Source organism: Candidatus Limimorpha sp. (assembly GCF_056203535.1).
Genome location: NZ_JBADWU010000073.1, coordinates 32,822 through 55,353, shown reverse-complemented (window position 1 = coordinate 55,353; position 22,532 = coordinate 32,822). Strand labels below are relative to the sequence as shown.

General features: G+C 44.2%; 20 protein-coding genes. 13 read left to right on the top strand and 7 right to left on the bottom strand.

The window, feature by feature from the left end; all coding sequences use genetic code 11:
- Nucleotides 1-70 precede the first annotated feature (70 nt).
- The gene (locus AC06MN_RS08735; RefSeq protein WP_475671984.1) at nt 71-1,444 is read left to right on the top strand and encodes a hypothetical protein; all 1,374 of its coding nucleotides are present in this window, start codon (nt 71-73) and stop codon (nt 1,442-1,444) included.
- A 2-nt stretch (nt 1,445-1,446) separates the two neighbouring features.
- Here the strand turns inward: AC06MN_RS08735 and pepE are convergent, their stop codons facing one another.
- The 3 genes from pepE to AC06MN_RS08720 form a co-directional block, all read right to left on the bottom strand.
- Nucleotides 1,447-2,220, bottom strand: a complete 774-nt coding sequence (gene pepE, locus AC06MN_RS08730) for a dipeptidase PepE (RefSeq protein WP_475671983.1) — start codon at nt 2,218-2,220, stop codon at nt 1,447-1,449.
- A gap of 325 nt (nt 2,221-2,545) precedes the next feature.
- Nucleotides 2,546-4,858, bottom strand: coding sequence for a hypothetical protein (locus AC06MN_RS08725; RefSeq protein WP_475671982.1), 2,313 nt, complete (start codon nt 4,856-4,858; stop codon nt 2,546-2,548).
- Between the two features lie 188 nt (nt 4,859-5,046).
- On the bottom strand, nt 5,047-6,468 hold the full coding sequence (locus tag AC06MN_RS08720; protein ID WP_475671981.1) for an arylsulfatase: 1,422 nt from the start codon (nt 6,466-6,468) through the stop codon (nt 5,047-5,049).
- Between the two features lie 188 nt (nt 6,469-6,656).
- On the opposite strand from AC06MN_RS08720, the gene AC06MN_RS08715 reads away from it, so the two are divergent.
- On the top strand, nt 6,657-7,187 hold the full coding sequence (locus AC06MN_RS08715; RefSeq protein WP_475671980.1) for a helix-turn-helix transcriptional regulator: 531 nt from the start codon (nt 6,657-6,659) through the stop codon (nt 7,185-7,187).
- Nucleotides 7,171-7,842, top strand: coding sequence for a nucleotidyl transferase AbiEii/AbiGii toxin family protein (locus AC06MN_RS08710; protein WP_475671979.1), 672 nt, complete (start codon nt 7,171-7,173; stop codon nt 7,840-7,842). The genes AC06MN_RS08715 and AC06MN_RS08710 overlap by 17 nt, the downstream gene beginning before the upstream one ends.
- A gap of 130 nt (nt 7,843-7,972) precedes the next feature.
- Here AC06MN_RS08710 and AC06MN_RS08705 read toward each other — a convergent pair whose 3' ends face one another.
- Complete coding sequence (locus AC06MN_RS08705) at nt 7,973-9,040, bottom strand: hypothetical protein (RefSeq protein WP_475671978.1); 1,068 nt, start codon at nt 9,038-9,040, stop codon at nt 7,973-7,975.
- A gap of 270 nt (nt 9,041-9,310) precedes the next feature.
- Here AC06MN_RS08705 and rimM point away from each other — a divergent pair, with 270 nt between their 5' ends.
- The 3 genes from rimM to AC06MN_RS08690 all read left to right on the top strand — a co-directional run bounded on the left by rimM (nt 9,311) and on the right by AC06MN_RS08690 (nt 11,302).
- Nucleotides 9,311-9,835 (top strand): ribosome maturation factor RimM, encoded by a 525-nt coding sequence (gene rimM, locus AC06MN_RS08700; RefSeq protein ID WP_475671977.1) that lies wholly within the window; start codon nt 9,311-9,313, stop codon nt 9,833-9,835.
- On the top strand, nt 9,832-10,542 hold the full coding sequence (locus tag AC06MN_RS08695) for a tRNA1(Val) (adenine(37)-N6)-methyltransferase (protein WP_475671976.1): 711 nt from the start codon (nt 9,832-9,834) through the stop codon (nt 10,540-10,542). Before rimM ends, AC06MN_RS08695 begins: the two co-directional genes overlap by 4 nt.
- A gap of 67 nt (nt 10,543-10,609) precedes the next feature.
- Nucleotides 10,610-11,302 carry an ATP-grasp domain-containing protein gene (locus AC06MN_RS08690; protein WP_475671975.1) on the top strand — a complete coding sequence of 231 codons (693 nt, stop codon included), beginning with the start codon at nt 10,610-10,612 and terminating at the stop codon, nt 11,300-11,302.
- A gap of 174 nt (nt 11,303-11,476) precedes the next feature.
- On the opposite strand, the gene AC06MN_RS08685 is transcribed toward AC06MN_RS08690, so the two are convergent.
- From AC06MN_RS08685 to aroE, 3 genes are read right to left on the bottom strand one after another with little or no spacing between them, the layout of a single operon-like run.
- Nucleotides 11,477-12,313, bottom strand: a complete 837-nt coding sequence (locus tag AC06MN_RS08685) for an outer membrane beta-barrel protein (protein WP_475671974.1) — start codon at nt 12,311-12,313, stop codon at nt 11,477-11,479.
- 44 nt (nt 12,314-12,357) lie between these two features.
- Nucleotides 12,358-14,496, bottom strand: a complete 2,139-nt coding sequence (locus AC06MN_RS08680) for a Tex family protein (RefSeq protein WP_475671973.1) — start codon at nt 14,494-14,496, stop codon at nt 12,358-12,360.
- 12 nt (nt 14,497-14,508) lie between these two features.
- Nucleotides 14,509-15,240 carry a shikimate dehydrogenase gene (gene aroE, locus AC06MN_RS08675; RefSeq protein WP_475671972.1) on the bottom strand — a complete coding sequence of 244 codons (732 nt, stop codon included), beginning with the start codon at nt 15,238-15,240 and terminating at the stop codon, nt 14,509-14,511.
- A gap of 153 nt (nt 15,241-15,393) precedes the next feature.
- Between aroE and AC06MN_RS08670 the strand changes: the two genes are divergently transcribed.
- The 7 genes from AC06MN_RS08670 (at nt 15,394) to AC06MN_RS08640 (ending at nt 22,506) form a co-directional block, all read left to right on the top strand.
- Nucleotides 15,394-15,723, top strand: a complete 330-nt coding sequence (locus AC06MN_RS08670) for a nucleotide pyrophosphohydrolase (protein WP_475671971.1) — start codon at nt 15,394-15,396, stop codon at nt 15,721-15,723.
- 294 nt (nt 15,724-16,017) lie between these two features.
- The gene (locus tag AC06MN_RS08665; RefSeq protein ID WP_475671970.1) at nt 16,018-16,896 is read left to right on the top strand and encodes an NAD kinase; all 879 of its coding nucleotides are present in this window, start codon (nt 16,018-16,020) and stop codon (nt 16,894-16,896) included.
- Between the two features lie 110 nt (nt 16,897-17,006).
- The gene (gene porG / locus AC06MN_RS08660; RefSeq protein WP_475671969.1) at nt 17,007-17,801 is read left to right on the top strand and encodes a type IX secretion system protein PorG; all 795 of its coding nucleotides are present in this window, start codon (nt 17,007-17,009) and stop codon (nt 17,799-17,801) included.
- 3 nt (nt 17,802-17,804) lie between these two features.
- Nucleotides 17,805-18,551, top strand: a complete 747-nt coding sequence (locus tag AC06MN_RS08655; RefSeq protein WP_475671968.1) for an isoprenyl transferase — start codon at nt 17,805-17,807, stop codon at nt 18,549-18,551.
- 5 nt (nt 18,552-18,556) lie between these two features.
- Nucleotides 18,557-21,193, top strand: coding sequence for a BamA/OMP85 family outer membrane protein (locus AC06MN_RS08650; RefSeq protein ID WP_475671967.1), 2,637 nt, complete (start codon nt 18,557-18,559; stop codon nt 21,191-21,193).
- A gap of 62 nt (nt 21,194-21,255) precedes the next feature.
- Nucleotides 21,256-21,912 (top strand): OmpH/Skp family outer membrane protein, encoded by a 657-nt coding sequence (locus AC06MN_RS08645; RefSeq protein ID WP_475671966.1) that lies wholly within the window; start codon nt 21,256-21,258, stop codon nt 21,910-21,912.
- 78 nt (nt 21,913-21,990) lie between these two features.
- Nucleotides 21,991-22,506 carry an OmpH/Skp family outer membrane protein gene (locus tag AC06MN_RS08640; protein WP_475671965.1) on the top strand — a complete coding sequence of 172 codons (516 nt, stop codon included), beginning with the start codon at nt 21,991-21,993 and terminating at the stop codon, nt 22,504-22,506.
- Nucleotides 22,507-22,532 lie beyond the last annotated feature (26 nt).

Genomic DNA, 22,532 nt, shown 5'->3' with positions numbered 1-22,532 from the left:
AATTTTGCAAAAATATAACACTTTTATAACAACCAAGGAGGTTGCAAGGTTGCAACCCAAAATTAGAAAGATGAAATTCAAGGAAACACACAAGACGGCATTGGCTAAAGTCCTCTCCGACCTCATCCAAAGTGACGGCATCGTCAACCAAGGCGAAATGGATTGCCTGACACACGTTTTCAAAGTGCTGAATATCACGGCGTCAAGCACGAAGAAGTCGGCGAACCTCTCTCTGTCGAACGCATTGTTCTATCTGAAATCGCTTGGCAATGTAGAGAAAATGGCCATTCTGAAAATTCTGCAGCAGCTTTCGTTGTCAGATGACAGCCTCGACCCCAATGAATCGCTACTCATCAGCGCCATGTTGCTTTCCATTCAGATTGATTTGCCTGAAACACAAGACATTCACGCCAATCTCGTTTCCATTCCTAATCTCGCTTTCGACACCCAAAACGCCGTGCTCTACGTTGAATCGGCCTACGACACGAATGTCAACGCAAAGATTGAACAGGAATACGATGCAATTTGCAACTTGTTGAAAGACAGCAATCGCGACTTCTTCTACTTGCCTAAAGTGATGCAGGAGATGAGCCGCAAAAGCAACACTTTTCACGACACATTGAGTTACCTTGAGCCAACCTTGACGGACGAGCAACTCGACCTCATCAACACCAACATCAAGCTGATGACCACTGCCGACTTGTCGAAGGAGATTTTTCTCAATTACCTCAACATCAACGGTTTCCTTTTAGAAAAGCCTTGTTTCTTCTTTAAAATCAACAACAAGATGCCAAGCCGATACCAGAATTTCCTGATTCTCGAAATCGACAGCGACCCATTGCAGACCTTACAGCAGTTCTATAGGCTCAACAGCAACATTACGCAATTGGAAATCAACGGATTGACAGACAAAGAAAAGCGTTCCATAAACAAACTGAGCCTAAAGGCGAAACATGAGGAAAAGGACGAGGTGCAATATACGGGTTTCCACAAGGTCATTATCGACACCTTATTGAAATATAACGGCAGCCAAGGCATCAGCCGGATTTTCGTGGCTGAAAACGGCAGCATCTATCTCACCGACCGCAACAACATTGAAGTGAAAATGTCGTCCATCAGCAAGGCTCTCTACATTTTGTTCCTTTTGCACGCCGAAGGCATCAAGCTCAACTATCTCGTCGACCACAAGCAGCAGCTTTACAAGATTTACCGTCAGATTTCGACATACGCCGAGGATGAACTGCTGCAAACCGCTGTCGAAAACATCATCGACATTACGGGAACGACTATGAGTGCCAACATTTCGCGCATCAAGAAAGCTTTCGTTTCCATTTTGGGCGATGATGCCACCTTGTACCTGATTCAAGGCAACCGCAACGAAAAAAAGACCATCAATCTCGATAGGAAACTGGTGGTCTTTGAGAATCGGAGCTTGTTTGAATAGAACTAAGCCAACTTGTTATCTAACAGGAAAGTGACATCGCTGTTCGGGTCGATTTCGACAGGTTCCTTGCCGTAGCGCATGACAATCATTTTCTTACCGCCCTTCAGCATCATTTTTTCATCAATCACCCAGAGTGCCGTGGCTTCGCGCAAGCCGACCACCATCATATCCTGGTTGACAGCCAGATATTCGTCGATGCGAACTTGGCGCGTTTCACCGCCGTGCTTAATCAGCTTGTCGATTTCAGGATTCGGGTCGAGGTAATGCGGGTTGATTTGGAATGGAACCAAATTCAGGCATTTGAACGAAGCAGGCTGCACGACAGGCATGTCGTTGGTGGTGCAAAGCGTTGGGCAAGCCACATTCGAGCCAGCACTCCAACCCATGTAAGGCACGCCAGCCAAAGCACGCTCACGGATGGCATCCATCAAGCCGTACTTGTGCATTTCGGCCACTAGATGGAAAGTGTTACCGCCACCTACGACGATGCAATCTGCCTCTTTCACCGCCTTGACCTTATCGTCAAAATGATGCACTGATGTGAAATTGGTCAGGCCGAACTTCTCGGCAAACACGCCTTTCACCTTGGCTTCGTAAGCGTCGTAGCTTTCGGGATAAGCCTTGCCGCCAATGTTGATGCCGGCAAAGGGCACGAAAACGATTTTGCTATCCTTATTAATATTGTTCTGCAAGCAGAAAAACTCAATCTGATTGGCAGCCCATGCCAGATAATTCTCACCGAAATTGGTTGAATTGCTTATTAATAACAGTCTCATTGCTTTATAGATTTAAATTTGTGCAAAAATAGAAAAGATTTTCAAATTGATGTAAATGTATGATGCTGTTTTATTTTCGAGATCGTCATGTGGCAATAAATCTATCAAAAATCATTAGTGTCCGCAAAAGGCATGAGTGTCTTTAAAAACGCTCTGAAAGTCATTGTTTTAACGATTGTTAATCTCTAAATTAGTTGGCAGCATATTTTAGAGATATGTTGTCTGAGGGAAGTGCAGATTGTCGTTCGTGTTAATGGAATACAAAAACGTGAAGTGCCTTTTCCATGAGCCAAAGGCATTTCACGTTTGTAGTATGGATGCTAACTCAAATGATGTTCTCGCCTTCGGAGCGTTTTTTCAACTCTTTGGCAATCTGAATGAATTCCCCGGCTGTCATTTCCTTCAGGTAAATCAGACCGTGTGTGGCGCGGATGAGCGAGTCTTCGTTTTCGTAGAAATAACTCTTGCCCAGAATGTGCTGAATTTGTTTCAGTTGCTTCACCCAGATTCTCCTTGAAATCTCGCAGAACGGGCCATCACATTCAGGACTTGGGAAAGCGGCTTCCACTTGCGTCAGGTAATTTTCTTCAAACGATTTGGCGTGAATGGCTAAGTCGTTCATCGAGACGGGGACCAAAAGCGTGGCTTCGGCAGGGTGGAACTTGAACCACACGTTGCGGTAGCCGATGATGCGCAGTTTCGACAAATCCGTTTCCTTGCTCCAAATTGAGACTGCCGTTGCAATGGCTTGCAAAACCTTGTAATGTGTGTCGGGGCCGCTGCCTTCAGGGTCGAATGCCAGGCTGATGATGGTAGGCTTGTGCTGACGGAATTGGTTCAGAATCACATTGACATCGTCTTGATTGTCAGGTTTTTTGTCGCCTTGGTAGAAACTCAGCCGCCAATGGTGTATGTTGTTGATTTCCACGCCGGCATAGTTCCAAACGAGTTCTTCCTCAAATTCACGCAGACGGCCTTTCAGCATTTGCACTTCGGGAGAGTTTTTGCCGCCATCGTAACAGTTTTGCAGTTCGATGATGGTGTTTTTGAAGCAGGAAATCACTTCTTCGACATTTTTCAGTTGCCAAATTTCGATGGCGTCGCGGATGACACGGTGGCACAGTCCTCTTGTCTTTTCCGTTTCGTTTTTCTGGGCGCAGTTGTCTAAGAAATGGTAAACGTCCTTGTAGCGTTTGTGCTTGTAGCCTTCGCTGAAGAAATCGGGATACTTGAACATTTGGATGCGACCGCTTCCAATCATTTCCAAACAGGATTGTAAAGTCTTGATTACAAAGTTGTTGGTTACGGAATTGAAACCTGATGTGGCCACGGCAAAATGCACATTGTTGCTGATAGGCTGCAGCTGACGGTTGGCGTAAGGCATGATGCCAAGCATGATGTCGTCGTGATGTGGTCCGGTGTGATAGATGTTTTGCCCATAGTCGATGACTTTGCCGCGCTGGAGCTTATTCTTCACGGAATCAATGACATCCTGAACGGTTTGTAGACTTACATCGGGAATCTGGCTGCACCATTTGTCGTTTTGCAGGTCTTCCAAAGTGAGATTATGCGCATATTTGTCAATGCGGTTGCAAAGGTCGATAATGGCGCGTTCGGTCTTCTCGGAATTCCAAGGCGTTGACAGATAGTAGCGTTCCACCGAGTCTTCAAGTTTGTAGGCACTGCCTTCGGTGAGGTAGAAACGTCCGTTTTCGAGGCGTTGCAAAGCCGTGGCCGGGTAGACGGCGGTCATTTTGCTTTCGAGGCTGGCTTTCACAATGTCGGCATTGGCTTCGCCTGCGGCAAAAATGATGACGGTGGCGTTTGGATTGTAAGTGATTGTTTCCAAGCCGATTGTAATCACCAAACGTTCCTTCGCCACGTTGATGCCGCCCAGGGTTGTAGCCGCATCGGCCTGGGTTTCAAAGTTGGTTTGCGTGAGGCGTGTGGTGGTGAAAAGGTCGGAACCTTTAATGTTATACGCAATGTGCCCGTCTGGACCAATCGGACTGAGATAGAACCCGATGCCGCCTAATTTTCTGATTTTGTGTTCGTAACGCGAACACCAGTCGTCAATCATGAAAATGGATCGTTTCAGTGTTTCCTCTTCGGGCTTGGCTTCTCGGCTGCGCAAATTGAGGTCGATTTTGAAATCAGGGAAGATTTCCTTGTAGGTCTTGCCGCCGTCAAGCAGGATTTCGTCGGAGTTAATCAGCCTGGCTTTTTCAATGTCGAGGCCGAAGCCTTTGATGTAGTTTTCCATGACGAAATTGTAGGCCGAGTTGTGCTGTAAGGGCGAAATCGGGTAAAACTCATCGCTTTGCACGAAATGCAAGCCTTTCAGACTTGGTTTTTCTATGGTTCCTAAACCATGTTCTTGTAGAAGTTGCTGAATTTCATTGCTTTCCCAATTGTCCAAAATCTGATGCGTGAAACGGATGAAAAGACTGGCGTGCTTGTCGGCAGGTAGACTGATGACGCCGTCTGGGTTTTCCGACACCCATTCGATGAAGCGCAAGGCCATCATCAGGCTGAGTTTCGGCAAGTCGGGTGCAATGATATAAGGTGTCGTCGTGCTGATTTTATCGATGCCTGAGATTTTCAGGAAACTTTCTTCTACTTTGGAAAAAGTGTTCATTTTCAATGTGCTATTGATTGTTCAAAATTAAACTTCTATTTGGATTTCGAGGCTGCGAGGTTTCGGGATTTCGAGGTTGAGGGATGTTAAGTGTTCCCAGAGACCTCGTAGTCTCGTGTTCCCGAAATCTCGTGACCTCGCGACCTTGTTTTTCAATATGTAAACTGAATTTGCTCATCTACTTATAATTAGAATCGCCAATTCGGGTCGTCGGTTCTTTCGTTTTCAAGAATGTGTTTTAGTTCTTCAAATGTTTCTTTGTTGCTGTCAATCAGATTGTTGCTTTCGGTTGGGTCGTCTTTGATGTTATATAGTTCAAACACGGGTTCACCGCTTACATTAAGTTTTATCAATTTCCAGTCGCCTTTCCTCACGCATTGCGCACCGCCGTTTTCCTGAAATTCAAAATAGAGGTAATCATGTTCCGGTTGAGATTTTCCGAGCAATAGAGGCTTGATGCTAATGCCGTCACATTCAGGTTTTTCCGCACCGATGAGTTCGGCGAAAGTGGGCAGATAATCCCCAAAGGCAAACATGAAATCGCTTTGCGTGTCGGGACTGATTTTGCCTTTCCAAGCCATCACGGTAGGGATGCGGATGCCGCCTTCGTAGAGGTCGCGTTTGTAGCCGCGGTAAATGCCGTTGCTGTTGAAGAAATCGGGATTGTTGCCGCCTTCCCAATGCGGGCCGTTGTCGGAGGTGACGATGATTAAAGTGTTGTCAATCAATCCTGTATCTTTCAGTTTTTCTACGATTTGACCGACATAAAAATCATATCGCGACACCATGGCAGCGTAAGCGGCAAGTGGCTCGTTTTGAGAGCCGTAGCCGCCAATGCGGAACGATTTGCAGCCGTAATCGCAACCTTGGTAGGGCGTTTCCTTGAATTTGCCTTCGTATTGCTGAAGCAGACTGTCGTTAGGCGCAATCAGTTCGGCGTGGGGCAAAATGCAAGGCACGAAAAGGAAGAAAGGCTCGTTCTTGTGGTTTTCAATGAATTGCAGTGTGAGTTGCTGAATGGTGTCAGGCGCGTAAGTTCCGTTGTTTGCTTTTGCGTTGGCTTTCAGTTCAATGCGTGCTGAATCATGGTAGAGATAATCGGGATAATAGCTGTGCGAAAGCCGCTGACAGTTGTAACCGAAAAACTCATCTACAAATTGGTTTTCAGGTGCGCCTTCCGATTTGGGTGCGCCCAAGCCCCATTTGCCGAAAACGCCTGTTGCATAGCCGTTTTCCTTGAAAAGGCGGAAAATCGTGTTGGTGTTTTCGGGCAGCGCCATCTGGCCTTCGGGGTAGATTTCAAAGTTGCCGCGAATCGGGGCGTGACCGCTGTTGAGACCAGTCAGGAGGCAGGCGCGCGAAGGTGCGCTGACGGTGGTGCCGGAGTAGCTTTGCGTGCAAATCATGCCTTCCTTGGCCAAGGCATCGATGTTGGGTGTCTTGATGATTTCCTGCCCGAAACAGCCAAAATCGCCATAACCCAAGTCATCGGCCAGAATGAAAACGATGTTGGGCTTTTCGGCGGTTTGCTCCTTGCTTTTGTCTGTGTTACAAGCGGTTAATGCCGAAAGCGTGGCGGCTGATATCAGGGTGGCTTGCTTGAGTTTCATCGTAAAACGGATTTTTTGCAAAAGTACAAAACAGGTTTCTATTTTTACAAGACTTTTCTGAAAAAGAGTTGCCATTTTAGGCAATTCTATTTGTTGTTTTTTTGAGTACAAATTGTTTATAATTTTTTTGTTCAAAATATAACCGTTTTTGGTTATTTTTATTATTTTTGCCGCAGAGAAAACATCAAATGTACGAACAATATCTGGCATATCATCACATACCTTGCGGTGCGGTACTCAATAGAATCATGACAAAAGAGCATTTCACTCAGCGCGAATTGGCATTGCGTTCCGAAATACCATACCAGAGAATCAACGACTTTATAGCCAATCGCAGAAGGATTTCACCTGAAAACTCTCTCAGATTGGAAAAAGTCTTAGGCATTGATTATCAATGTTTCTTTTATCAGATTCAGACTAATCATGATATTTTTATTGCCACCACCCATTTGCAGGAACAATTGCACCCCGATAAGTCAAAATATAGGGAAATCTTGTTTTGGGATACCGATTTTGGCACTCTTGACTGGCAACGCAATTCGGAATGGATTATCAAAAGGGTTTTTGAGTATGGCAATCAAAATGAAATAGAGGAAACCATTCGGTATTATGGAAAAAACTTGATTGTCAATGTTTTGAAAAGTATCAAAGATTCATGGAATTCGGAAAATAGAAACAACAATTTGAAAAAATACTTGGGTTATGAATTTAAGAACTAATATTGCATCGCCATTGCTGTTGGAGTGTCTCCGTAAGATTATGGCTAACAGGGCTTTTGATGATTTTTATCTTGTTGGAGGCACATCGCTTGCATTGCAAAGAGGACACCGTATTTCAATCGATATAGATATGTTCACAAACACGCTTTATGGCGAAATGAAAACAGATGAAATCAAAAGTGCGCTTGTTGAGATGTTTCCGTACATAGAAAATCTTGACAGACTTGACGAAACACAAATGGTTTACTCGTTGTTTGTCGGGAACAGCTGCAACGATTGCATCAAACTTGACATTTGCTATGATGAGAACCCCGTCTTCCTTTTAGTTCACATTGACGGCATCCGAATGGTTTCCGAAAAGGATATTGCAGCCATGAAAATCAATGCGATTGCACAAGACAAGCAGCGAAAGAAGGACTTTTGGGACATTCACGACCTATTAGAAACCTATTCAATTGAAGATATGGTGCAGTTCGCACTAAAAAGGTATCCTTGGTCGCTGACCTTGGATAAAATCGTTGACGGTTTCAAAAGACTTCCCCAACTCAATGACTTTACAGAAATCAAATGCCTGAAAGGAAAGTACTGGGAGTTTGTAGTGGAGGATTTAATGGAACAAATTCCAGTTTTGGAGAAAATGGTTCTTCCCGAATAAAAAACATAGAGGACGCGGCAAATGTGCTGCATCCTCTGTTATTCTTTCAAAAATCTTACATCAAAGATGTTGATATTATTGGTTTCCGAATTGGAATTAAAAAAAATCGTAATTCCAATGTCAGATTCTATTATTTTGGCGGCAGATACTCCTCTTTTGCGTCATGATCCCAATACGTTATTTCAAGCCCAAAGAAATACGCACCAATAATAGTTGGAGCAGTTACGACACATCCTAAACTATTTGCAAATATCATCCATCCTTTGCGTTTCCTATATAGCTTTTGGTTTGTTGCGTCATTTCTATCTACTTCGGAAAAATCAGGATCGCTTAAATAGCGATAAAAGATATATTCTTTTGTTGAAATCATTTTTGGTTCTTTATAAGGTGTATCGCTGTAATAATGACCTGGAGAATCAAAAGGAAAGTATATATTTCCATGAATACGTGAAAGAAGAAGCGTCTCATTTTCAGCCACTATCCTGTTAACAAAAATCCTGTTTCTGGAAGTCTTCCACTTTCTCATAGTTGCGTCAAAAGAATAAGGAATGATGAATTCTACGGTTTCTGGATTGTCATATTGTGATAGTGAGTGAGTGCCTGATGTTGAACAAAATTCGGGCAGTGTGCCGACATTCCTGATATTTGTTTCTGATAATGGTAATGTCCATTTTGAATACGAAGGTATGATTGCCATGATACTGCCATGACTTGTTTGAACATTGTTGATGGCTCCTTGAACATCATTAAAAGTTGTATTTCCCGTCATGTGGATGTCCTTAAACAATTGGGTTGCGTTTCCTGCATACAATACAAAACACTGGGATTTGTCTATCAGCAAATCATTTCCTGAATTATTGATTATCGTGAAAGAAACCGTAAAATCGTCAGAAATTGTATATTTTACATCAAAGCCATCGTAATGAGAAATCAAATCTTCGTTTTCAATTTTCGCTTGTTCATCCATATTTTGAATTCCAAAAGAACATGTGTTTTTAATGGCATGACAAGGAACTTTTGAAGGGAGAGCTAAATAGTGAGGTGCTGAACATGAGGCAAGAGCCATCACGAGTCCTATCAAGGCAACCATCAAAGAATGCTTTTTCATAAATACGAACCCTAAATCCGTGCCGGGCGCAACCTTTAATTCCCTTTTCAGCACCACAAAGGGTAAATCCAAACAAAAGAAGCGTGGCACTGATACACCACTTCTTCGAATGGAGGTCGTGAGAATTACCTTATAATGCAGATGTAGTAATCAGCCCACGCTATAACAGCGCGAACCGTATCACACCCTCTTGCATTATAATATAGAAATTTCTCACGTTTCCATTCGCAAGACGAGCATAACGCTTCGTGTTTCTTAATGCTGGCGGCACAAAACCGCCTGAAGAACCGCTGCAAAAATAGAAAACTTATTCTAAACTTTCAGAAAATAATTATTATTTTTGCGCGAAAAGATGACAAAATGAAAAAAGAGGATTGTTTTTATCTGGGCCGCATTGCCAAGACGCACGGTATAAAAGGCGAGGTGACGATTAAGATTGACGCTGACGATCCGTCAGCCTATCTCGACATGAAGTATTTCTACCTTGAATATAATAAGGTGTTGACACCGTTTTTCGTTGAGAAACTGATTATGAGTGGCGATAAGTTTTTTGCTACCATTCAGGATGTCAAGACTTTGGAGGCGGCACAGGCTTATGTCGGGAAGTCGGTTTATTTGCCTTTGGAGATGCTGCCGAAACTTTCTGGAAAACAATTCTATTTCCACGAGGTGATTGGTTTTGCCTTGGTTGATGCCGAAAAAGGTGATTTGGGTCCTATCAAGGAAATCCTGGAATATCCTACGCAAGCCATCATTCAGGTCGTTAAGGACGGCAAGGAAATCCTGATTCCGATTCTCGACGAGGTGATTCAGAAAGTCGACCGAAAGGAGAAAAAACTCTATGTGAAAGCCCCGGAAGGATTGATTGACATGTATTTAGGATGATGGATGCGCGCCCGTTCCATTTTAAGCATTTCAGCCTTTTTCATCATCGCTCGACGATGAAAGTCGGCACCGATGCCGTGCTTTTGGGTCGTTGGGTGGAGGTGAGTCCGACTGATGCTGTGCTGGATATTGGCACGGGTTGCGGCATTATGCCTTTGATGTTGGCGCAAAAAGGTGCGGGGAAAATCGATGCCGTTGAGTTGGATGCTGCTTCGGCAAATGAGGCTGAAATCAATTTTTTGGCTTCGCAATGGCGCGACAAACTGCGTGTGTATCAGTCTGATGTGCGGGATTTTGCAACAAATGAAAAATACGATTTAATCATCTCGAATCCACCTTTTTTCATCAATTCCTACAAGAGCGATACAGAGCGGAAAAACTTGGCGCGTCACACCGATGATTCCTTGTCGTTTGCCGAATTGTGCGCTTCGGCTTCAAGGCTGTTGAAAGATGATGGGCGTTTTGCCGTCGTGCTTCCTGTTGCGGAATCGGTTGAATTTCTGAAAGAAGCAGAGAAAAACGGTTTTTATCAAAGCAAAAGGATGGAAATCGTTCCTGTGAAAGGAAAGGAGCCGAACCGCGTCAATTTGGAATTGAAAAAGATGCCGTCAGAAACAATCTTGACGACATCTTTTGTGATTCGTGGCGCCGATGGAAGATTCACGGCGGAATACGATGAATTTCTCAGGGATTTCTATTTGGGATGATTTTATTCTGAATCGAAAAAAATCTATCTTTGCAAGGCTAAATGTAAAATAGTAGTATTTTGTTTTTATGAGAAGATTTATCCGTTTATTGAGTTTGTGCTTGCTCCTGCTCTTGTCGGATTCCGTATTTGGGCAAAGTTTTAAAAAAGAGGTTTCGCGTCTTCGAGAGCGCATGGAGGAACATGGAAAATGCAAGAATGTAGTCATCACGAAAAATCATGGGGTCATCGCACTGTTTGGTGTCAATGGTTTTGCTCATATTGGCTGTCAAGATGTGTTGGAAGAGGCACTTGTCGGATTAAATATGGAATATGAGCATATAAACGATATTCAACTGACGGAAAAAGGAAGGTGGTTAGTGCAATTCGGAGTCAATGGAATCCGCTGGAATGACATTCCTCAAAAAATGGAAGACAAATTGTGGGAATATAATGAAGATGAAAAAGACATTGCTTGTGCTACGTTTGCTGAAAATGAAGATTGGATTGTCGTTACTCCTGATGAGTTTGCTGCATCAGATTCGTTTATTTTTAATTGGTTAGAAAAAGGAAGCAAGAAATACGGAACTCTATTGACCGCCCATCTAACGGATGATGCGATGGTCGCCGTCTATAGTGATGGTTGCCAGTTTTCCGGTAAGGTTCCGAAGGATTTGAAAAAGGCTATTGAAGAAACTGCTCTGAAGGTTTATAGGGTGAAAATCACAGGCAGTTATTGGTTCTTCGCGGATGAGGAAGGAAATTTCAGATGTAATTACTGATGATTCTAACTTTGCCTTTTTTGTGTTAAGTAGGTGATCAAAATTAGTTTACATATTGAAAACGAGGCATAGAGGTCGCGGGAATGCGAGATTACGAGGCATTCCGGCATCCCGAAGCCTCGCAGTCTCGAAATCTCGTGTCCTTTATAATGTAGTTTAATTTTGAATAGTTACTTAATAGATGCTGTTTGTCTTTGTTTTCTTGTCTGTTGACTTGCGGTCTGGTTCGTTGAAAATGTACGCAATGCGAAGCGTAAGCACGTTGTTGTGCTGCAAACTGATGTGATGTGGATTTATTTCAGGGAACTCATCGTAATGTATTCTTGTCCGGATGGATTTCAATGAATATTGGTATCGCAATTCGGCATGAAATCCTTTCCAAAAACGGAATCTCATACATGCACATACACATAAGTCGCTGGGAGTATATGAATTAGAGTTGCTGACATATTGTGAAATAGGAATGGAGTCAGGGATGCCTTGCTGGTGGTAAACAACTTCTCCCAACTGTTCAAGGTTCTTAATGTTTCCTAAATCAGGGCCATCATAGCCTTCTTTCCAACGAAGATGACCGTCGCCAATGCCGATGTCGGTTGAATGATGGTCGATTTTTTCTGAAATACCGACAATACGTCCGTAAGAAAGGCCAAGTCCGATGGAATATTTGTTTTTGTCGGTAAAATAAACCATGACGGGGATTTCAGCGTAATTCAATCTCAAATCGTAGGAATGAGTGAAAGAACTGCCGTATTGAATACTATCTCGTTTGAATGCTCCTTTCTGATTGAAAAGCACTTCTAATCCGACATCCATAAAACTTGTGACAGGAACCAAAGCTCCCGCTCCAGCATGGAGTCCGAATCGTTTGTAGCCGTAGCATTCGTCGCCGTCGACCTGACATGCATTGCCGCCAAGGAAAACTTCACCTTTGATGATTTGTGCCTTCAGCGAACTTAACGGCATGATAATCAATAATGCAAGTGCAATTATTACGAGTTTGCGTGTTTTCATATCGTGATGATTTGTATTCTAAACGGCAAAAATAGGAGAATATTTTAATTCTGCGATGCAATATTTCTCATTGTCAGGCTGATTCTGTTGCGGCTGACATCGACATCGCTGACCATGACCCTCACTTTTTGGTTCAGATGAACGACTTCGTTTGGGTCTTTGATGTATCTGTCGCACATTTGGCTGATGTGAACCAGTCCGTCCTGATGCACGCCTATGTTGATGAAAGCGCCGAAAGCGGTAATGTTGGTGACGATGCCATTCAGCACCATGCCAATGCGTAAATCGTTGATTGTACGAATGTTCTTGTCAAACTCAAAGGCTTCGAAAGTCTTTCTCGGGTCGCGGCCTGGTTTTTCCAATTCGCTTAAAATATCATTGACCGTTTCAATGCCGAAATCGTTTTCCACAAAGTCTTTTGCATTGATTTGTGCAATCAGATTCTTGTTCCCGATGAGGTCTTTCACCTTGACATTCAGTTTCTTGGCCATCTTTTCCACGATGTGGTAACTTTCTGGGTGTACGGCACTTTGGTCAAGCGGATTTTCGCCATTGTGGATGCGTAGGAAACCGGCGCATTGTTCGTAGGCCTTGTTGCCCAAACGCGGCACGTTGAGCAACTGTTTGCGGTTGGTGAATCCGCCCGTTTCTTCGCGGTAGGCGATGATGTTATAGGCTAATTGCGGACCGACGCCACTGACATATGAAAGCAATTGTTGACTGGCTGTATTCAGTTCCACGCCGACGGCATTCACGCAACTTTCAACCACTTGGTCGAGGCTTTCGCCCAAAAGTTTTTGATTGACATCATGCTGATACTGACCGACTCCAATGGATTTCGGGTCGATTTTCACTAACTCGGCCAACGGATCCATCAGGCGGCGGCCAATGCTGACCGCACCACGCACGGTGATGTCGTAATCGGGAAATTCATCTCGGGCGATTTTTGAGGCCGAATAGACTGATGCACCGCTTTCGCTGACCATCACGGCCATGATGTCGCGGTCGAATTTAATGGATTTGATGAAATCTTCAGTTTCGCGTCCTGCCGTGCCGTTGCCGATGGCGATGACCTTGATGCGGTAGGCATCCACCAGACTCTTGATTTTGCGCATGGCGCCGACAGTGTCGGATTTTGGCGGGTGAGGGTAGATGGTCTCGTTATGCAGCAAAGCGCCTGTCTCACTGAGTACTACCACTTTGCAGCCTGTGCGGAAACCCGGGTCGATGGCAAGAACGCGTTTCTGACCCATAGGCGAAGCCAGAAGCAATTGCTTGAGGTTTTCGGCAAAGACCTTGATGGCGGTTTCATCGGCCTTTTCCTTGTAATAGGCACGGATTTCGGTTTCTATTGATGGCTCAAGCAGTCGTTTCCACGAATCGCTGATGGCATCTTGCACGATTTCAGAGGCTTCGTTGTCGTTTTTCAGGAAAATGCTGTCCAACGAATTGAGCACAAAATCATCATCGACATCAATCTTCACTTTCAACATACCTTCCTCTTCGGCGCGGAACAAAGCCAAAATGCGGTGTGATGGCGCTTCGGAAATCGGTTCGCTGAAGTCGAAATACTGCTGGTAGGTCTTGCCGTCTTCTTCTTTGCCTTTCACCACTTTTGAGGTGATGGCACCTTGCATGTGGTATATTTTGCGGATGCGGTTGCGTCCGGCGATGTTTTCCGAAATCCATTCCGCCATAATGTCTTTGGCACCTTCAATGGCTTCGCCGACATCGTTCACTCCTTTGTTTGCGTCAACATAGCGACGTGCGATTTTGTCGACGAAATCGACGTTTTGTGCCATGATTTGTGCAGCCAATGGCTCGAGGCCTTTTTCGCGTGCGATGGCAGCGCGGGTGCGACGTTTCGGCTTGTAAGGTAGATAAAGGTCTTCGACTTCTTGTAAAGTCGTGGCGATCAGTATTTTCTGCTCCAATTCGTCGGTCAGTTTGCCTTGCTCGCGGATGGAACTGATGACGCTTTCCTTGCGTTTCTGCAATTCGGTGAGTTGTTCCAGACGTTTTTGAATGGCTGCAATCACTTCTTCGTTCATCGAACCGGTCATTTCCTTGCGGTAACGGGCGATGAAAGGAATGGTTGCGCCGTCGTCGAAAAGGCAGATGACATTGGCGACGTGAAAACCTGAAAGATTCAGTTCTTGCGCTATCTGTGTGCTAAAATCCATAGTTTCAATTGTTTATTCGTTCCAGATTTCCCACGATTTCTTGGCTTGTTCTTCCAGCATCTGCATACCGTTGTAAACTTTTGCGCCCCAAGTCTTGCCCAATTCCATGAAAGCGGTCTGCTTCGGATTGTAGATTAAATCGATGAGAATGTGTTTTTTGCCTAATGCCTGATAATTGATTTCGGGGAAATCCTCAATTTTCGGAGCCATGCCCAAAGGTGTTGCGTTGATGATGAGCAGACTTTTTCGGAGCATTTCATCGCTCAGCGTATCGTAGGTGAAATCGCCTTTTTCTATGGAACGGCTGACGATGGAGTAGGGTATCTGTCTCTGTTTCAGTATGTATTGCACTGCTTTTGAAGCACCGCCCGAACCAAGGACCAGTGCATTTTCAATCGGCTGACCTTTCAAGGCTCTTTCCAACAGAATGTTGAAGCCATAGGCATCAGTGTTGTAGCCTTTCAACTTTCCGTCCTTGATTTTCACCACGTTCACGGCGCCGATTTCCTTGGCAGTCCCGTCGATTTCATCCAAATAGGGAAGAATGGCTTCCTTGTAAGGGATGGTCACGTTGAGGCCGCAAAGTTCGGGATACTTATTAATAATAGGTGTAATTTCGTCGATGGATTTCATGTCGAAATTCTGATAACGGCAGTCTAAGCCTTCGTATTGAAATTTCTCGTTGAAGAAATCCTTTGAAAATGAGTGCTTGAGCGGATGCCCGATAAGTCCGAAAAGTCGCATTGGCTTGAAAATTTTGGCAAAGATAGTCAAATTATGAATGCAAAAGGTTTGCCGCTCAGTGATTAAAGATGAAAAATAAACAGCGTTTTTGCTATTTTTGCATCTTTGTTTTTATGGGTTTTATCGTAATGTATTTTTTATAGAATAATGATTATGAGTGATATAGAAGAACTTATCAAGGCTAACCGTGATTTCAGCGATGAGCGCGATTGGAATCAGTTTCACAACGGCAAGGATTTGAGCATGGCATTGAGTATCGAGGCCAACGAACTTTTGGAGGCTTTTCTGTGGAAACCAGCCGAAGAAGTGAATGTCGAAAAAGTGAAGGAGGAACTTGCTGATGTGTTCAATTATGCCTTTATGATTGCCGATAAATACCAACTCGATGTGAAGGAAATCGTGCTGGCCAAGCTGAAGAAAAATGCCTTGAAATATCCAGTTGAGAAGGCGAGGGGCACGGCGAAAAAATACAATGAGTTGTAGGAATTGTTGTGTTTTTATTGCGAAAAATTGTGTTCGGATTTGCCTAAGAAAGGCATGCATTATTGTGGCTTGTCAGTCATGCTGAAATAGGGCTATGGGGTTTCCTTTACGTTTTGTTTGAAGGTGGATTTTTTGGCTGAAAACGGAAATCCTTTGGGTGAAATCCAACTCCCTATGCTAATATGTTCAAATCTATGGAAAAACGGATAGATTTAAAGGCGTATTAATATTTGTATTTTTATAAGAAGCAACTTTTCAGAAAAATAACTATTTTTGCCCCAAACTCATCAAATCATGACTGTCGCGTTGTTTGGAAAAAATCTGGCTCCCGAAAATTCCGTTTACATGCGGAGACTTTTGGAGGAATTGCTCAAAAATGATGTCAAGCTGTTGGTGTGCAAGCCGTTTCTGGAAATGATTATGAACTGCATTCCGAATGGCTTGCAAGTTGCTGTCTTTGAATCGTATGCTGATTTGAAAAGCAAGGCCGATATGCTTATTTCCATCGGTGGCGACGGTACCATTCTGGATGCTGTGCCTTTTGTCCGCGATTCGGGCATTCCGGTTTTGGGCATCAATATGGGAAGACTGGGCTTTTTGTCGAGCATTTCGAAGGATGAGATTTCAAAGGCGGTTGCTCATGTGGTGGCTGGCGATTTTTCCATTGAAAAGCGCACGCTTTTGGAATTGATTTCTCCCGAATCGGTTTTCGGCGATGTGAAGTATGCCCTCAATGAGTTGAGCTTGATTCGTAATCCAGAGCACTCGCTTTTAGCTATTAAGGTCTTTGTCGATGATGTGTACCTGAATACCTATTGGGGCGATGGTATTTTACTTGCAACGCCCACAGGTTCAACGGCTTATTCGTTGAGTGCAGGCGGACCAATCATCGCGCCAAACGCGCATAATTTTGTCATTACGCCGATTGCAACGCACAATCTGACGGTGCGTCCGGTTGTTATTACTGACGAAAGTGTGATTCGTATTCAGGTCGAGGGAAGGGAGAAAAAGTTCGTTTTCAGCATGGATTCAAGGTCGGGCACTTTGGACACTTCGGTGGAGCTTGTCGTTCGCAAGGCCGATTTCTGCATCAACATGGTTCGTATGGATGACCGTGATTTTTTCAGCACCATCCGCAATAAATTATTGTGGGGGAAAGACAATAGAAACTAATTTCTTCCGTTCTATTGTAAAATTTCATATTTTTGCAAACTTTATGCTGAAAAGTGTGCCGTTTTTGCGGCGACACGTGAGGCTGTGAGTCTTTATTTATTGAATCGAATATGTTGAAAAGATTTCGTTTTGCGTTGATTTTCATTTGCTTGGCTTTCATTGGCCAGGTGAATGCTCAGTTTGATGACCCAAAGACTTTGGAGATAGGGTTCCATGCTGGCACAAGTTACTATATCGGTGATATTAACCCGCAAAAGCATTTCGGAATGCCTGATTTGGAGTTCGGCGGCATAGCACGATATAATGTCAATTCGCGTTGGACTTATCGTTTTGATTACACTTTCGCACAGGTGAAAGCTTCCGACGAGAAAATAGCTTGGCGTCCTGAGCGCGGTTTGGGCTTCCGCTCTACCATTCACGATTTCAGCTTGGTAGCTGAATTCAATTTCCTTGAATATTATACTGGTAATCCGAAACGCAACTGCTCGCCTTATATTTTTGCAGGGCTTTCGGGTTTTCTCTTTACGTCTTATTGTACGGTCGATGAGGTCGAAGCGGAGTTGAAGCCGTTGAAAACGGAAGGCAAGGATTATTCCTCGATGAGTGTTTCCATTCCTTTCGGCTTGGGCGTGAAATTGGCTTTGTCGAAACATATTGCAGCTACTTTTGAATGGCGTTTGCAGAAGACCTTCACTGATTATCTTGATGACTGCGGCACGGTTTATCCCGATCTTCATGCCATCGGTGATGATGGTTTCGATTATACCGACCCGACAGGCACTTATCTCCCTGGACAGCAGCGTGGCAATTCCGCTTTCAAGGATTGGTTTTGTGAGGCGCGTGTGTCGTTTACATGGAAATTCAACCTTCCCGATGGAAGAGGCTGCAACTTGAGCAAATTCTAAGCTATGGAACTGAAACAACAAATTGATATTGAACGTTTGCCAAAGCACATTGCCGTCATCATGGATGGTAATGGCCGTTGGGCAAAGGAGCATGGCAAACAGCGCATTTTTGGCCATTATGCTGGCGTGTCTTCAGTCCGCAATGTGGCTGAGGCTTGCGCTGAACTTGGCGTTAAGTATCTGACACTCTATGCTTTTTCAACGGAAAACTGGAATCGTCCGACTTTGGAAGTCTCAGGCCTGATGACACTTTTTTCAAAAACCATTGTGGAAGAACTTATGACTTTCCAAAAAAACAACATTCGGCTGAATGCCATCGGCGATTTGAAAAGCCTTCCCAAGTCAAATTACGATTTGTTGATGAAGACCATGGAAGATACGAGAAACAACGACCGTATGACCATGACCTTGGCATTGAGTTATTCAGGGCGTTGGGACATTACGAATGCCATGAAAAATATGTCTTTGGCGGTTGCCAATGCGCAATTGAAGCCGGAAGACATTACACAAGATACGATAAAAACTTATCTTTCTACGGCAGAAATTCCTGATCCAGAGCTGCTTATCCGCACCAGTGGTGAAGAACGCATCAGTAATTTCCTGTTGTGGGAGCTTGCTTATTCCGAACTGTATTTCACTGCGAAATACTGGCCTGATTTCGGCAAAGATGACCTTTACGAGGCTATCATCAACTATCAGCGCCGCGAGCGCCGTTTCGGTAAGACAAGTGAGCAAATCATCAATAAATGAAGAAGATGAATAAATTTATACGATATTTCAGCTTTATGTTTTTCGCTTTTGCCTTGTTTGCTTTTGGCAATGAGGCTAAGGCTCAGATTCAGGTTGGCGACGATTTGTCGGAAGTCGACTATGGCCGGCCGAAGGAATATGAGATTGCTGGCATCACCGTCGAGGGCACACAAAATGTCGATAAGAACGCTCTGATGATGATTTCTGGACTGAGAGTCGGGAACACCGTCAAGGTGCCTGGCAATGATTTTTCACAGGCCATCAAAAAGATTTGGGAACAGGGCATGTTTGAGGATGTTGCCATCAACGCCACTGATTTTGTGGGAGATAAGGTTTTCCTTGAAATCGTAATCAGAGAGCGTCCGCGTGTTTCAAAGTTCTCGTTTAAAGGCGTTAAGAAAACCGAAGCTGACGAAATCCGTAACAAAATCAACTTGTCGCGCGGTGATGTCGCCACTGACCATTTGCTCACCAAAACTCGTCGCATCATCGAGGATTATTACTATGAAAAAGGCTATCTGAATGCTGATATTGACATTGAGCAAGTGGCCGATACGACAAGAAATGGCTACGTCGATATGGTGATAAATATTGATAAAGGCCACAAGGTGAAAATCGGGAAGATTAATTTCATTGGCAACGAAAACCTTTCCGACGGTCAGTTGCAGGCCGCCATGAAGGAAACCAAGCAAAGAGGACATTTCGATCCGCTTAATCCATTAGGACCATTGGTCGTGAACACCATAGCTGATGTGCTGACGCTCAAGCCTTTGAAAGCCATTACTGGCGTTGAGGAATATTTTGCCGAGAATTATCGTCCGAGAATTTTCAAGGCATCGAAATATATCGAAAGCAACTATAAGGATGACAAGCAGAAAATCATTGAAAAGTATAACTCAAAGGGTTATCGCGATGCTCTGATTGTCCGCGATTCTATTTATAGGATTGATGACAGGAATGTCGGCATCGACATCGTGCTTGATGAAGGTCACAAGTACCATTACCGCAACATTACTTGGACGGGCAACACGAAATACACTTCCGAAACCTTGGACGGAATTCTGGGTATCAAGAAAGGTGATGTTTATAATAAGGAGTTGCTTGATAAAAACTTGACTCTCAGCGAGACCACTTTGGATATCAGTTCGCTTTACATGGATGATGGCTATCTGTTTTTCCATGTCAATCCTGTTGAGGTTCAGGTTGAAAACGATTCCATCGACCTTGAAATCCGTATGTACGAGGGTGAACAGGCACGCATTAGCAATGTTTCATTGGTGGGCAATACCAAGACCAACGATTATGTGGTTTTGCGTGAGCTTTATACGCGTCCCGGACAGTTGTATAGCCGTAGCGATGTGATCCGCACAGTCCGTGAATTAGCTACCTTGGGCTTCTTCAATGCTGAAACCATCAATCCGGAAATCAAACCAAACTATTCGGATCATACCGTTGATATTGAGTATTCTGTGGAAGAAGCCGCTGCCGACCAGATTCAGTTTTCGGCTGGTTACGGTTATCAGATGCTGATGCTTCAGGCAGGCTTGCAGTTCTCAAATTTCTCCATGAAGAAATTGTTCAAAAAGGATGCTTGGAAACCAATTCCGGGAGGCGATGGCCAGAAACTTGGCTTGAACGTGACAACTTACGGCAGGAATTATATTGCCTACGGCCTTTCGTTCACCGAGCCTTGGTTGGGTGGCTGCAAACCGATTTCACTGACTGTTTCCGTGCATCAGTCCTATTTGCGTACTGGTGTCAAAGGACAAAGCAATTATGGCTGGTTCATTATGAGTGGCGGAACGATAGGCATTGGCAAGCGTTTGACGTGGCCTGACGATTATTTCTCACTTTATCAGGCTGTTAACATAATGCGTTATAGTCTTGATAATTATAGGACTTCCTATTTTAATATAGGTGGTGGTTATGGTAATTACAACAAGTTGAGCTATACTTTTGCCTTGAGCCGTAATTCGGTCAGCCAGCCGATTTATCCGCGCAATGGTTCCGAATTTTCGCTTTCCGTTGAATTGACGCCTCCGTATTCCTTATTCTCCGATAAGGACTATTCGACTATGGGCGACATCGAAAAGTACAAATGGATTGAAATGCACAAGTGGAACTTCAAGGCGGCTTGGTATACCGAACTTTATGACAAGTTCGTCTTGATGACCCGTGTCCGTTTCGGCTATCTCGGCCATTACAACCATCAGATTGGCCCAACGCCTTTCCACCGTTTCTATTTGGGCGGCGATGGCTTGAGCAACTATTCGCTTGACAGCCGTGAATTGATTGGTATGCGTGGTTATAAGAACGAATCTTTGACACCGGGCTTTTACGGCACGACGACGGGCGGTGACATCTACTCGAAATATACGCTTGAACTCCGTTATCCGCTGTCGCTGAATCCACAGGCCACCATCTATGCCTTGACTTTCCTTGAGGCTGGTAACTGCTGGATGGACTTCAAGAATTTCGATCCGTTCAATGTGAAGCGTTCGGCAGGTGTCGGTGTGCGCATCTACTTGCCGATGTTCGGCTTGCTCGGTCTCGACTGGGGCTATGGCTTTGATAATGTGTATGGCGTTCCCGATGCAGGTGGCAGCCAGTTTCATTTCTCCATCGGCGGTTCCATCGACTGATGATTTTGGAACGATTCTTGTATGATAGGCCTTGTTTTTGAAATAATTTAAATTGAGATAAAATGAAAAAATTAAAATCTTTGTTGTTGACCGCAGCCATTGTTTGCTGTGGCGTGATGGGTGCCAATGCCCAGATTGGCGGTCAGAAAATCGTTTACGTCGATTCAGAGTACATCATGGAAAACATCCCTGAATACGGTGATGCTCAGGAAGAACTGAATGCCTTGTCGCAAAAATGGCAGAATGAAATCAAGGCTGTCATGGACAAGGTTTCGGAAATGTACAGCAAATATCAGACTGAAATGGTGCTGCTTTCGGAAGACCAGAAACACGCCCGTGAGCAGGAAATCATCAATAAGGAACAGGAAGCCAAAAACTTGCAGATGCAGTATTTCGGTGCCGAAGGTCAGCTTTATCAGAAGCGTACCGAACTTGTACAGCCTATTCAGGAAAAGATTTACACGGCCATGCAGGAACTTGCCTTGACCAAAAACTATGCCTTTATCCTTGATTTGGCTTCGGGCACATCGGTTCTTTATGCCAACGATAAGAACGACATCAGCGATGAAGTCCTCGATCAGCTTGGTAACGTGATGCAGACTGTCCGTCGCGAAGACCGTCACAGAAGTGCTGCAACCTCTGGCAGCAGCAAGCCAAATTCGACAGGCAATGGTGGTGGCAAAACTCCTGCTCCGACCAAACCTGCAGGAAAGAAATGATTTTGTATTGAAAAAATCCTTATCTTTGCCGCTCAAATAATAGAATCAATTAGAGTTAAATCATTAAAAATCCGCATGATGAACAAATTATTTAAAGTTTTATTCCTTGCTGTAGCATTGTTCGTGATGAATGGTGTGGTCAGCGCACAAGTGAAAATCGCTCATGTAAACACAGCTGAAATCCTCGATGCCATGCCTGATAAGGCAAAGGCTGAAAAAGAGCTTGAGACTTATTATGGTGAACTTCAGAAGCAGTTGCAAGTGATGGCTACCGAATATCAGACCAAGATGCAGGATTACACTGCTAATCAAGCAACCATGTCGAATTTAGTAAAGCAGTCGAAGGAAAAGGAAATCATGGATCTCCAAGGCCGTATCGAACAATTCCAAGCCAATGCCGAACAGGAATTTGAAGCCAAACGTGCCGAAAAACTTTCTCCAATCCTTGAAAAGATTCAGAACGCCATCAACGCTGTCGGTAAGGAAAAGGGTTACACCTACATTCTTGATGCCGCTACAGGCGCAGCCGTCTATATCGGTACCGATGCTGTTGACGCTACTAAGGATGTGAAAGCAAAATTGGGTATCAAGTAATTGAAAAACATTTGATAAGAAAAACG